The organism is Paraburkholderia sp. GAS448 (genome assembly GCF_050435685.1).
Taxonomy (GTDB): Bacteria; Pseudomonadota; Gammaproteobacteria; order Burkholderiales; family Burkholderiaceae; genus Paraburkholderia.
The window spans coordinates 259513-272326 of sequence record NZ_JBNDKT010000009.1; the positions used below are offsets into that span (position 1 = coordinate 259513).

The 12814-nt window shown below is 63.8% G+C and carries 10 protein-coding genes and 2 pseudogenes; 7 read left to right on the forward strand and 5 right to left on the reverse strand.

What is annotated here, in order from left to right:
* Nucleotides 1-786 (forward strand): IclR family transcriptional regulator, encoded by a 786-nt coding sequence (locus P3T23_RS19270; RefSeq protein ID WP_429317755.1) that lies wholly within the window; start codon nt 1-3, stop codon nt 784-786.
* Nucleotides 787-914: 128 nt separating this feature from the next.
* On the opposite strand, the gene P3T23_RS19275 is transcribed toward P3T23_RS19270, so the two are convergent.
* Nucleotides 915-1733: an EAL domain-containing protein gene (locus tag P3T23_RS19275; protein ID WP_429317739.1), complete on the reverse strand. Its 819-nt coding sequence runs from the start codon at nt 1731-1733 to the stop codon at nt 915-917.
* A gap of 266 nt (nt 1734-1999) precedes the next feature.
* Between P3T23_RS19275 and P3T23_RS19280 the strand changes: the two genes are divergently transcribed.
* Genes P3T23_RS19280 through fahA form a run of 3 tightly spaced genes read left to right on the forward strand, consistent with a single transcriptional unit; the run spans nt 2000 to nt 5999 of the window.
* On the forward strand, nt 2000-3376 hold the full coding sequence (locus tag P3T23_RS19280; RefSeq protein WP_429317740.1) for an MFS transporter: 1377 nt from the start codon (nt 2000-2002) through the stop codon (nt 3374-3376).
* Nucleotides 3373-4698: a homogentisate 1,2-dioxygenase gene (gene hmgA, locus P3T23_RS19285; protein ID WP_429317741.1), complete on the forward strand. Its 1326-nt coding sequence runs from the start codon at nt 3373-3375 to the stop codon at nt 4696-4698. Before P3T23_RS19280 ends, hmgA begins: the two co-directional genes overlap by 4 nt.
* A complete protein-coding gene (gene fahA / locus P3T23_RS19290) occupies nt 4695-5999 on the forward strand; it encodes a fumarylacetoacetase (RefSeq protein ID WP_429317742.1) in 1305 nt (434 codons plus the stop codon). The genes hmgA and fahA overlap by 4 nt, the downstream gene beginning before the upstream one ends.
* Before the next feature lie 76 nt (nt 6000-6075).
* On the opposite strand, the gene P3T23_RS19295 is transcribed toward fahA, so the two are convergent.
* Complete coding sequence (locus tag P3T23_RS19295; protein ID WP_429317743.1) at nt 6076-7257, reverse strand: MFS transporter; 1182 nt, start codon at nt 7255-7257, stop codon at nt 6076-6078.
* 249 nt (nt 7258-7506) lie between these two features.
* Nucleotides 7507-8301, reverse strand: a complete 795-nt coding sequence (locus tag P3T23_RS19300) for a crotonase/enoyl-CoA hydratase family protein (protein ID WP_429317744.1) — start codon at nt 8299-8301, stop codon at nt 7507-7509.
* Between the two features lie 169 nt (nt 8302-8470).
* Between P3T23_RS19300 and P3T23_RS19305 the strand changes: the two genes are divergently transcribed.
* Nucleotides 8471-9010, forward strand: a complete 540-nt coding sequence (locus P3T23_RS19305) for a plasmid fertility inhibition factor family protein (RefSeq protein WP_429317745.1) — start codon at nt 8471-8473, stop codon at nt 9008-9010.
* On the opposite strand, the gene P3T23_RS19310 is transcribed toward P3T23_RS19305, so the two are convergent.
* Both P3T23_RS19310 and P3T23_RS19315 read right to left on the reverse strand, forming a co-directional pair.
* Complete coding sequence (locus tag P3T23_RS19310) at nt 8995-9834, reverse strand: 2-hydroxyacid dehydrogenase (protein ID WP_429317756.1); 840 nt, start codon at nt 9832-9834, stop codon at nt 8995-8997. The genes P3T23_RS19305 and P3T23_RS19310 overlap by 16 nt on opposite strands.
* Nucleotides 9835-9959: 125 nt before the next feature.
* On the reverse strand, nt 9960-10934 hold the full coding sequence (locus P3T23_RS19315) for a LysR family transcriptional regulator (RefSeq protein WP_429317746.1): 975 nt from the start codon (nt 10932-10934) through the stop codon (nt 9960-9962).
* A gap of 553 nt (nt 10935-11487) precedes the next feature.
* Here P3T23_RS19315 and P3T23_RS19320 point away from each other — a divergent pair.
* Nucleotides 11488-11943 (forward strand): annotated as a pseudogene (locus P3T23_RS19320) (aspartate-alanine antiporter); the annotation flags it as partial.
* A pseudogene (locus P3T23_RS19325) lies at nt 11938-12327 on the forward strand (bifunctional aspartate transaminase/aspartate 4-decarboxylase); the annotation flags it as partial. The pseudogenes P3T23_RS19320 and P3T23_RS19325, both read left to right, overlap by 6 nt.
* Nucleotides 12328-12814: the final 487 nt, after the last annotated feature.

Sequence of the window (12814 nt, forward strand, 5' to 3'; positions counted from 1 at the left end):
ATGACGCCGATATCTACCCCTTCCGATCCACTCGATGAACGCAAATTCGTCGTTGCCCTCGCTCGCGGGCTTGATCTGCTGCGCGCCTTCCGTCCGGGGGAGTCGATGCTCGGCAATCGCGACTTTGTCGAACGCACGGGTTTGCCAAAGGCGACTGTCAACCGGCTCGCCTATACGTTGACAGTGCTTGGCTATCTGCGCTTCGACGAAGCGCTCGGCAAGTACGCGCTCGATGCCGGCGTGCTGTCGCTGGGTTTCGCGCTGCTGTCCGGCACCGACACGCTCGAACTGGCTCGGCCGCACATGCGGACCTTCGCGCGTGAAGTGGGCGCGGCGGTGTCGCTCGGCTGCCGTGACGGGATGGACATGATCTATCTGGAGACGATCCGCAGTGAAACCGCGCTGACGCTGGGTCTCGCATCCGGTTCGAAGCTGTCGATGCTCACCAGCTCGATGGGCCGCGCATATCTGGCGGTGCAGCCGCCGGACGTGCGTGCGGCCTTGCTGGCCGAGCTGAAGAAGGCGGCGGGCAAGCACGGGGCGGCGCTCGTCGCCGGTGCGGAGCGGGAAATCGAAGCCTTCGCGGCCCAAGGCTGCTGCTATTCGTTTCGCGACTGGCACGACGACGTGAACGCGGTCGCCGTGCCGTTTCGCGAGCCGCGTGAAGGCCGCTGGCTTGTGCTGAGTTGTAGCGGGCCGGCTTCGTCGATGGGCGTGGATGTGTTCCGGGAGAGCGTTGCGCCGCGTCTGAAGACGCTCGCGCGCCGGCTTGGCGACACGGCCTGAACCACGCCATCCGAGGCGCCATTTTTTGAGGCGCGCAAAGCACCCAGCGAAAAGATCAGGGAAAAGACCCGGGAAAAGGCCAACGAACCCGGTCAGTCAAGGCGCCGGCAGAAACCCAGCTGCCCGCCTCAAACCGCCCGATCGCGCGCCGCGAACAGCGCCCCTTGCACGAACCGCACATCGTATTGCTGCAAAAGGTCGAACTGATGCTCGCTCGCGACGTGATCGAAGATCAGCGGAATCTTCAGCCGTCCCGCATAGCCGACGAGCGGTTTCACCGTTGAATCTCTGAGTGCCGTGCTGGCGTCCATCTTGATGAAGTCGAGCCGCGCCATATCCGACACCGCGAGGATCTGCCCGGCGTTCTGCAGGTTTCCCGCCACCTTGAAGCCGTAGCGCTGATAACTCTTGGTCAGATAGCCGAGGAAGGTCCGGTGCGCGACGGCCGCCGACGGCAGTTCGATCACGACACGCGCCGGATTGAGTCCGAACGAGATCAGCACATCCGAAAAGTGCCGCCCGTGATCGTACTTCACGCTCTTCAGAAGCCGCTCGTGAACCTTGAGAAACAGCAGCCCGTGCCGCCGCGCGCCAAAGAAGTTGATCGCGTGCAGCGCGCGTGACATCCGGTCGAGCGCCACCAGTTCCTGATCGTCGGCGACACGTTCGAATGCGTCGAACGGCTCGCCGTCGATGCGCTGCGTGACCGCCTGAAATCCCAGTTCATCGCCGAACCGGTCGACGCTTTCGGGTGCCGACGAAAGCGACTGCGCGAGCGCATGCACGCTGATATCGAAGATCGGCTCGTAGACGCTGCCCAGGACGATGTTGTCGTGATTGGCGACAGCGTAGTCATGTTGATCAGCCGTTCCCATCGCCAGATGCTCGCCGAGAAACGGGTGACTGGCAGCACGGGCGACGAGTTCGGGAATGGTCGGCGGGATCATGGATTCGGATGGGTGGCCGGTGCGGCGCATCGATATCGCGGCACGTTGCCGCATCCCTCGATGGTAGCAGCGAGTGCCCGGGCGACATGAACAAAATCCTTATATCGATAGTGCGGTGGCAGAGCCTGTTCAGGGTTTACGTTAATTTCACTATTCGTAATTAGTTTTACTATACGTAAATCCTAGGGCTGGCTTCCGAACGAGGGGCCTTCCCGAGCGAAACATCCCGGTCGACCAAACGACCAGCGAGAACGAGGAGACACCCCATGACGGCCCATCCGGCGCCTTCCCCTGTCATCGAAGTCGAGCGTGTACTTGGTGAAACGCGTCATCCGGCCTTCCATTTCCTGCTGCTCGCGCTGTGCGGGTTGTGCCTCGTGATCGACGGCTTCGACGCCCAGGCGATGGGGTACGTCGCGCCGAGCGTGATCGGCGAATGGCACGTGTCGAAGGCCGCGCTCGGGCCGGTGTTCAGCGCGAGCCTGTTCGGCATGCTGCTGGGCGCACTGGGGCTGTCGGTGCTGGCCGACCGCATCGGCCGCCGGCCGGTGCTGATCGGCGCCACATTCTTTTTCGCGCTGTCCATGCTGGCGACGCCGTTCGTGACGACCATCCCCGCGCTGATTGCCTTGCGCTTCATTACAGGCCTCGGGCTGGGCTGCATCATGCCGAACGCGATGGCGCTGGTCGGCGAGTTCTCGACGCCCGCACATCGCGTAAAGCGCATGATGCTCGTGTCGTGCGGCTTTACGGTGGGGGCAGCGCTCGGCGGCTTCATCAGCGCGGCGCTGATTCCGTCTTACGGCTGGCGCGCGGTGTTCTGGGTCGGCGGCGCGGTACCGCTGCTGCTCGCTTTCGCGATGCTCGTGGCGTTGCCCGAATCGCTGCAGTTCCTCGTGATCAAGGGGCACACCGGGCGCGCAAGACGCTGGCTCGCGAAGTTCGATCCGGCGCTGCCGATCGACGGGAACACCCGCATCGTCGTGCGCGAAAAGGCAGATGACGGCGCTCCGGTCGCGGAACTGTTTCGCGCCGGGCGCGGCCGGGTGACGCTGATCCTGTGGGCGATCAGCTTCATGAACCTGATCGATCTGTACTTTCTGTCCAACTGGCTGCCGACGGTGATGCGCGACGCAGGCTATTCGCCGTCCACGGCGGTGATCGTCGGCACGGTGCTGCAGACCGGCGGCGTGGTCGGCACGCTGCTGCTTGGCTGGTTCATCGAACGCTTCGGATTTGTGCGCGTGCTGTTTGTCTGCTTTGTCGGCGCCGCGTTGACGGTCGGTGCGATCGGCACGGTTGCCCATGCGCTGCCGTGGCTCCTCGTCATCGTGTTCGCGGGCGGCTTTTGCGTCGTGGGCGGGCAGCCGGCCGTCAACGCGCTTGCCGGGCACTACTACCCAACTTCGCTGCGCTCGACCGGCATCGGCTGGAGCCTCGGCATCGGCCGGATCGGTTCGGTGATCGGGCCGCTCATCGGCGGCCAGCTGATTGTGCTCAACTGGTCGAATGCGTCGCTCTTTCACGCGGCCGCGGTGCCGGTGCTGTGTTCGGCGCTGCTCGTCCTCGCGTTGGCCGGTGTGACGCTGCAGCGTGGCGCCTCGACAGCGCGCGACCTGAGTATCCATGGAGAATCTGCATGAACAGTACGTCTACGCGACATGAAATCGAGCCCGGCTATCAGTCGGGCTTCGGCAACGAATTTGCGACCGAGGCGCTGCCCGGCGCCTTGCCGCAAGGGCGCAACTCACCGCAGCGCGCGGCCTACGGGCTGTATGCGGAGCAGCTCTCGGGCACGGCGTTCACTGCGCCGCGCGGCCACAACCGCCGCTCGTGGCTGTACCGCATCCGCCCCGCGGCCGTGCATCAGCCGTTCACGCCAATACCGTCGCACCAGCTGGTGGCGAACTTCGCCGACGTGCCGCCGACGCCGCCCAACCAGTTGCGCTGGGACCCGTTGCCGATGCCTGCGGAGCCGACCGATTTCATCGACGGCTGGGTGACGATGGCCGGCAACGGCTCGGCAGAAGCGATGAATGGCTGCGCGATTCATCTGTATGCGGCGAACCGGTCGATGAAAGACCGCTTTTTCTACACGGCCGACGGCGAACTGCTGATCGTGCCGCAGGACGGGCGTCTCCATATCGCAACCGAACTCGGCCGCCTCGATATCGAACCCTTCGAGATCGCCGTGATTCCACGCGGCGTGCGTTTTTCGGTTGCGCTGCCGGACGGCACGGCGCGCGGTTATATCTGCGAGAACTTCGGCGCGCAGTTGCGCCTGCCTGATCTCGGGCCGATTGGCTCGAATGGCCTCGCCAATCCGCGCGATTTCCTCACGCCGCATGCTGCCTACGAAGATCGCGAAGGCGCGTTCGAACTGGTGGCGAAAATGAACGGCCACCTGTGGCGCGCGGATATCGGGCATTCGCCGCTCGATGTGGTCGCCTGGCACGGCAACTACGCGCCATACAAATACGACCTGCGCCGCTTCAACACGATTGGCTCGATCAGCTTCGATCATCCGGATCCGTCGATCTTCCTGGTGCTGCAGGCGCAAAGCGACACGCCGGGCGTCGATACGCTCGACTTCGTGATCTTCCCGCCGCGCTGGCTTGCTGCCGAAGACACGTTCCGCCCGCCCTGGTTCCACCGCAACGTCGCGAGCGAGTTCATGGGCCTCGTGCACGGCGTGTACGACGCCAAGGCCGAAGGTTTCGTGCCGGGCGGCGCGAGCCTGCACAACTGCATGTCGGGGCATGGTCCCGACGCGGACACGTTCGAGAAGGCGTCGCACGGCGACACGTCGAAGCCGCACAAGGTCGGCGACACGATGGCCTTCATGTTCGAAACCCGCACCCTGATCAAGCCGACGCGCTTCGCGCTCGAAACCGCGCAACTGCAGGCGCATTACTTCGAGTGCTGGCAGGGTCTCAAGAAACACTTCAATCCGGAGCAACGATGAACGCATTGAGCGATCTTCAGGCGACGCTCGATCCGTCGCGCAAAAGCTGGGTCGAGACGGCAAACCATCCCGCCTGCGACTTTTCGATCCAGAACCTGCCGTTCGGTATCTTCAGCGACAGGAAGAATCCCGCGAAGCGCGTGGGCGTGGCGATCGGCGATTGTGTCGTCGACCTGCCGGTTCTGGAAAACGCTGGCTTGCTGCGCCTGCCGGCGTCGGCCCAGGGCGTGTTCGGGCGTGATTCGCTCAACGATTTCATCGCGCTGGGCCGCGACGCGTGGCGCAGCGTGCGGATCCAGTTGAGCAGCCTGCTGGCGCGCGACACCGCCACGCTGCGCGATGACACCGCATTGCGCGACCGTGCGCTGATGCGTCTCGTCGATGCGGCGCTGCATCTGCCGGTCGAGATTCCCGGGTATACGGATTTCTATTCGTCGAAGGAGCACGCGACGAATGTCGGCTCGATGTTCCGCGACCCGAAGAATGCGCTGCTGCCGAACTGGTCGGAGATGCCGATCGGGTACAACGGAAGGGCGTCGTCGGTGGTGGTGAGCGGCACGCCGGTGCGGCGTCCGAACGGACAGCTGAAGCTACCCGATGCGGAGCGCCCGGTGTTCGGCGCGTGCCGGAAGCTCGACATCGAACTGGAGACGGGCTTCATCATCGGACGCGGCAACGCGCTCGGCGAACCGGTCGCATGCAAGGACGCTGAAGCCCATATTTTCGGCATGGTGCTGCTGAACGACTGGAGCGCACGCGATATCCAGCAGTGGGAATACGTGCCGCTCGGGCCGTTCAATGCGAAAACCTTCGCGACGACGATCTCGCCGTGGATCGTCACGCTCGACGCGCTCGAACCGTTCCGCGTCGCGCAGCCGGCGCAGGAACCGCAGCCGCTCGACTACCTGCATCACGACGGCCATCATGCGTTCGATATCGCGCTCGAGGTGCATCTGCGGCCGCAGTCGGCCCGCGAGGCGACGACCATCGCCCGCACGAATTTCCGCCACATGTACTGGACCATGGCGCAGCAACTCGCGCATCACACGGTGTCGGGGTGCAACACGCGGGTTGGCGATCTGATGGGATCGGGGACGATCAGCGGACCCACGGAAGACTCGTTCGGCAGTCTGCTGGAGCTGACGTGGAACGGCAAGAAGCCGCTCGAGCTGAAGGAAGGCGGCACCCGCACCTTCATTGAGGACGGCGACGAGCTGACGCTCGCCGGATGGTGTCAGGGCGACGGCTACCGGGTGGGTTTTGGCACGTGCGTCGGAGAGATTCTGCCGGCGCATCGGTAAGCGAGGCGAGGGAGACTGGCGGCTGAGGTTTCCCCTGTATTTTCAGGCGCCTGTGAGTTGGCGCGGGCGCACGTGCTCAGGCCGTTCCAGCCGACCCCGGAAGGGCGGTCCGTTGCGCGCGGCGCTCGAGCGACACGGACCAGAGCGTCAACGCGAGTGCGCCGCTCACCATCGTGACGCCGACCCATGGCAGCGAGGTCAAGGGCACGCCCGCGCCGATCGCCATTCCGCCGAGCCACGCGCCCGTCGCATTGCCGAGATTGAAGGCGCCCTGATTGAGCGTCGAGGCCAGATTCGGCGCGGCGCTCGCGCGGTCGACGATCAGGATCTGCAGCGGCGGCACGATTGCAAAGGCGAGCACGCCCCAGACGAAGATCGTGATCATCGCGGGAACTGCGGCGTGCATCGTACCGGCGAACACGGCCAGGACCACGCCGAGCGCAAGCAGGAACGCGAGCAGCGACGGCATCAGCCGCCAGTCCGCCAGCTTGCCGCCGAGCGTGCTGCCGACAGTTAGTCCGAGCCCGAACAGCAGCAGCACCATCGTGACGGCGTGCGGCGTGAAGCCGGTGACGTCTTCGAGAATCGGCGTGATGTAGGTGAACACCGAGAAGAGGCTTGCCGAAGCGAGCACGCTGATGCCCATCACCATCAGCACCTGAGGGTTTTTCAGCACGCTGAATTCATGTATGAGGCTCGCCTTCTGCATCTCGATCTTCGCCGGCAGACAGACAGCGAGCGCTGCCGCGGCCAGCACGCCGATACCCGTCACCGCCCAGAACGTCGCGCGCCAGCCCACCGCCTGGCCGAGCGCGGTGCCGAGCGGCACGCCGAGCACGTTGGCGAGCGTGAGGCCGGTGAACATCAGCGCGATCGCCTGCGCGCGACGGTTGGGCGCCACGAGACCGGCGGCCACCACCGAGCCGATGCCAAAGAACGCGCCGTGACAGAACGCGGTGACGATGCGCGCGGCCATCAGCACGCCATAACCCGGCGCCACCGCGCACAGCAGATTGCCGACGATGAACACGCCGATCAGGCTCATCAGCGCCTTCTTGCGCGGCATGTTCGCCACCGCGATCGCGACGATGGGCGCACCGATCGTCACGCCGAGCGCGTAAGCGGACACCAGCATGCCGGCGGCCGGAATCGACACGGACAGATCACGTGCGACATCGGGCAGGAGGCCCATGATGACGAATTCAGTGGTACCGATTCCAAACGCGGCAACGGCAAGGGCAAGGAGGGGCAAAGGCATGATGGGGAGCTTCGGCGCGGCACGCAGGAGCGGGCGCGCGTTTTCGGGGCGAAGAGCGCAAGCGCCGGCAAGGGTAAATCAGTAGGTGATTGTACCTAAGCCAATACAAAGGCGCTGGGGACCGATCGACCTGTTCTTTTTTCGCGACATACCGCGCTCTCGCGCCTGGCTGGACGAGCAGGGGCGGGGCATTTCGACGGGAATCGGCTGGTCTGTCCGGCGATACGTGTCATGTGCTGGCCGGGGAGCCTATACGACATCGCCGTGTCGCCCGGCACCGCCCGCGAAACGCGCGGCGCCTGCGACGCCTTCATCGAACACAGCCGGGTAGCCTCCCGCACCTTCGCGGCGTAACGCTTCGGCCAGATCGTCGAGCGGGCTGTTGTCGAGCGCGGAGCGCCGGTCGGCGAGCAGGGCGGCCTGAGGGAACGCCGCCAGTTCAGCGGCCAGTTGCTCGGCCGCCTGGCGCGCGGTGCCTTTCGGCACCACGCGGTTCGCGAGGCCCAAAGCGAGCGCTTCATGCGCATCGACCGGCCTGCCGGTCAGGATCAGATCGAGCGCCCGTGACAGACCAATCAGCCGGGGCAGCCGGATCGTCCCGCCGTCGATCAGCGGAATGCCGACGCGCCGGCAGAATACGCCGAGCACGGCATCGACCTCGACGACTCGTAGATCGCACATCGCCGCCAGTTCGAGTCCGCCCGCGACGGCGTATCCTGCAATGGCGGCGATGACCGGTTTCGTGAACGCCATTCGCGTAGGACCCATCGGCCCCGGGCCGCTGCCATCCGGATGCAGTTCGTTGCGGCGGGTGTCGTCGGCGAGCGCGGTCAGGTCCGCGCCCGCGCAGAACGTACCGCCTGCGCCGAACAGCACCGCCGCGCGCCACGCGGCGTTTGCCTCGAAGCGCTGGAACGCGGCGCTCAGCGCCTCGGCGGTCGGACGGTCGACCGCGTTGCGGCGCGCCGGCCGCTCGAGGACGATGGTGGCGACGGCGCCGGCAGGTTCGATCCGGACGTGTTCACCGAAGGCTTCCGTGGTCATGACTGTCTCCGTGCCTCGCGTCAGGCCGCGAAAGAGGCAAGCGCGCGCACCCTGGCGGTGCTCAAGTGTAGTCAGTGGGGTCTGATGTCACATGATTTTCACATTCGAACAGTACTGTGAGCAGCTTTTTAACTGGCCGGGTGCCTGAGCCCGGCGTATAGAGGCCGCCGTGCCCGTGTCCAATACCCTGTCCGGGTCGAATGCAGTGCAGCCGGTTGCCGAACCGTTCTGGATCGTGCCGCTCGGCGCCCATCCGTATTACGACCACGTGCGCCTGAAGCGTGTCTTCGCCGCCGACGGCGCGCGCCATGAAGTCGTGCTGGTGGACGCTCGCCGGTTGCTCGTATGCGCCGATCGCGATGACACCGATTACGTGCTCAGACCGGTCAACGAATGGCATTCCGGCAAGATACGCGGCATCCGTGAGTTTCTCGATCCGGACAACGTGCGCGTGCCCGAGATGCCGTATGTCACCGTCACGACCCGTCGCGCGCGCGGACTGTCCGGATGGCTTCGACTGGGGCGCGAAGGCGTGGTGGGGTTCCGCAATGGCCAGCACCGTGCCCGGTATCTGGAGGCCGCGGGGGCCCGCTGCTTCCCGGTCGAGGTGCATGAGCGCGAAGCGGCGTTGCTGCACCAGATGTGCGGTGCATCCGACGAGGCGCGGGCGGCTGTCGAAGCGGCCACCGCCGCTCAGTTGCGCGCCTGAACGACGTTCACAGGCGCACCGAAAAAGATTCCACCCTCTTCCTCGTACACGTCCAGCCCGAGATTTCCCAACTGGCCGCTCTTGAGCGCGCCGATCAACGCATTGCTTTCGACGAGTCCGCCACGGCCCGTATTGATCAGCATCGAGCCGAATTTCATTTTGGCGAGCGCACCACCATCGATGAGGTGATACGTCGAGGGCAGTAGCGGGCAGTGCAGGCTGACCACATCGGATTCGGCGAGCAGCGTGTCGAGCGGTACGTAGCGCGCGCCGATCGCGAGCAGGTCGGCGGCCGGGGCGCCGGGATCGTGCGCCAGCACCTGCATGCCGAAGCCCGCCATGATGCGGCCGAACACGCGACCAATGATGCCGGTGCCGACGATGCCAACGGTCTTGCCGTGCAGGTCGAAGCCGAGCAGTCCATGCAGCGAAAAGTCGCCCTCGCGCGTGCGCGCGACCGCGCGCGGCAGACGCCGGTTCAGCGCGAGTATCAGGCCGACCGCATGTTCCGCAACCGCGTACGGCGAGTAGGCCGGCACACGCATGACAGGGATGCCCGCTTGCGCCGCCGCCAGATCGACGTGATTGAAGCCCGCCGAGCGCAATGCGATGAGCCGCGTGCCGCCGGCGCGCAGACGTTCGATCACGGCGGCATCGACGTTATCGTTGACGAACGGGCACACGGCTTCGTAGCCATCCGCGAGGATGGCCGTTTCGGCATCGAGATTCGACTCCTGGAAGTGGAGTTCATAGCCGAACGCGGCGTTGGCTTCGTTGAACGTATCGATGTCGTACTGACGGCTGCTGAACAGGATCATGCGTATGAGCTTCTCCCTATACCGCGTGCTCGACTGGCTGGCGACAAGGCCATCGCTGATCGCAGCCGCGACCATGGCGATGACCACCGGAGTGATCACCGCCGTGACGCCCCAGGATGACCATACGGCCGTTATACGCCCGGCATCTCGTGCAGATCCGCGAGGACCGGTTCCGCGGGCGCAGGCGCGGGCGCGGCCGCCGTGGCCTTGCCGAGAGCGAAGTGTTCGAGCGCGTAATCGATGAACGCGCGCGTCCTCGTGGGCAGGTATTGCCGGCTCGGATAGACGATCGACACTTTCGCCTCGGGATCGTCCACCGTGTAGTCCGGCACGACGCGCTTCAGGGCACCCGAGGCCAGATCGTCGGCGACGAGTTGAGACGGCAGGATCGCCACCCCCATGCCGGCTAGCGCCGCAAGGCGCACCATCAACGCGCTGTTGACGGTATAGGACGGTTGCAACGTGATCTGTTCGGCTGGCCCGTTGGCGCTCGCGAAATGCCACGTCGGGCTGCGCTGGTCGGTGGGCAACGCGACGAACGCATGCTGCGCGAGCTGTTGCGGCGTGCGCGGCTCGCCGTGTTCGGCGAGCCAGGCGGGCGACGCGCACGGCACGAGCGCATTGGTGCCGATCGGCCGTTCGACCAGTTCCGTGCCCGTCACCATGAACGCGGTAACGATGCCGACGTCGTAGCCGTCTTCAACCAGATCGACATGACGCTCCGCGATCGTGAGGCGGATCCGGACTTTCGGATAGAGACGGCTAAAGCCGTCGAGCAAAGGCGTGAGCGACAGCAGCGACAACGCGCCCGATGCCACCACGCGCAACGTGCCGCTCGGCTCGCGGTCGGAGTGGGCGACGGTGCTTTCCAGGTGATCGAGTTCCTCGAGCAGTCCGCGGCATCCTTCCAGGTAGCGGTTGCCGGATTCGGTCAGAGCAAGGTTGCGGGTTGTGCGGTTAATGAGCCTGGTTTGCAGATGGGCTTCGAGCATGGCTACGTAGCGCGTGACGAGCGCATTCGATACATCGAGCTGCTGAGCTGCGCGGCGAAAACTCTGGGTCTCGGCGACTCTGACGAATACGCGCATGGCATGAATCTGGTTCATGGGATTTCGCCTCGTATTTGCACGGCAAAGCCGTGCGGAGTTGGCCTTACGGCATTCAGCGGGCCGATTACCAGAACGATCGGCTCGTCTGCAAAAATGCGCCTCCGGTTAAAAATAATATTGACAGTTACGAGGAATTACAATATTTAATTAAAACAGCGGTGAAATTTGACAATTTCACAAGCCAGCATGTTGTTTCGCGGTAATGGACTGCCAGAAAAGTTGTCTGCTTACGGTAATCGAAACGACATATATACGGCATATCAGTACGGATAGCGGTTTTCCCGAGTTGCTGGACAACTTCACGAGGAATCGATGTCTGCCACGCCAGACAAGTGGTTCGCGCCACTGTCGCTTTTACCCTGTATCCCCCGGGCATCTGCTGGTTCCACCATCGCGGCGGAATAAATATTGAATGCAATCAACGTTATTCAATTTCCGTGCCGGAATGATTGCGCTCGTTCGTAAGTTGTAACTGATCCATTTGACATCGTTTTATTACGCATTTTTTATGCTTTTTGCTAAATGACCCGGTGAAAGAGCGAGCCAGCGTATGATCGGTGAATTGCTCAGGTCTCAACCAGAGATTGCGCTGTTCGCAAGCCTTGCGCTCGGATACTTCATCGGCTCCTTCAAGGTCGGACCGATCCAGCTGGGCGGCGTATGCGGCACGCTGATCGTCGCTTTGTTACTGGGGCAGACCGGCGCCCGTATTGCCCCCGATCTAAAAAACATTGCATTCGCGCTATTCATTTTTGCGCTGGGTTTTACCGGCGGTCCGCAGTTCTTTGCCAATATCGGACGAGGCTGGCGTTACGGGCTGTTATCCGTCGTTGAAATCGTTTCCGTGACGGCGCTCATCATGATCGCGGTGGCGCTGCTCGGGCTCGACCGGGGCACGGCTTCCGGACTGCTCGCCGGCGCGGCGACCGAATCCGCCGTAATCGGCACGGCGTCCGAAGCGATCGCGAAGCTCGGACTCAGCGACGCCGAAACCGTGCGGCTGCGGCTGATCCGCAACCGCAAGAAAGCGCTGTTCGAGGAGATCGCCATTTCGTTCCCGGACGACGACGAGAACCAGGTCGATTAGTACACGATTCTGGATCTCGAGTTTCTTGGCAAGCGGGCTTTTGGGCAGGAGTTCGTTGACTGGCTTTTCAAGAATACGGAGCCTTCGGAGTTGCTGTTCCGGCTGGCGCGAGAGGCGCGAGTGGTGTTGCTGCCTGGGCTCGGGTTTGGGACGCAGCATCCATCCGGGCGGGTTTCGCTTGCGAATCTTAACGAGTCCGACTATCGGAAGATCGGGAAGGCGATGAGAAAGCTTATCGAGGAGTATGTCGAGAAGTTTAATGCGGCTACTGGGAAGAAGCTTGATAAGGACAAGGTCAAGTAAGGGTTTGGGGTTGGCGGTTGGCGGTTGGCGGTTTGGGGTTCGGGTGGTTTGCCTGGGGTGTTGCCTTTCCTTGATTTGCTTTTGGTTTATTAGCGTCGCCCCTGTGCGGGGCGGCACCTACTTTTCTTTGTCTTGCCAAAGAAAAGTAGGCAAAAGAAAGGCGCCGAAGACTTGTCTCTTCGGGGGGTGAGACTGACGGGGAACGGCACCCCATGAAGTGTCGCCCCCGCAGGGGACGCGACATAGGTCCGACACCAGACCGTCCCTCGCACAGCAGCGCCAGTGACAAAGGGCTCATTCATCCCACTCCGCACTGCGTGCGTCGCGGAGCGGTTTCGCGACGCTACGGTACTCACGCGCTTACACTCCCGAAGCACCGCCGCGCGCCTTTGCGCTTGAACCAGTCGTCGTTCCGCGCGCGTCAATCCAGACTACTCAGCGTAGATGAACCAGCGGGGCGAATAGCGCTCGGTTGTGCTACCCGAGA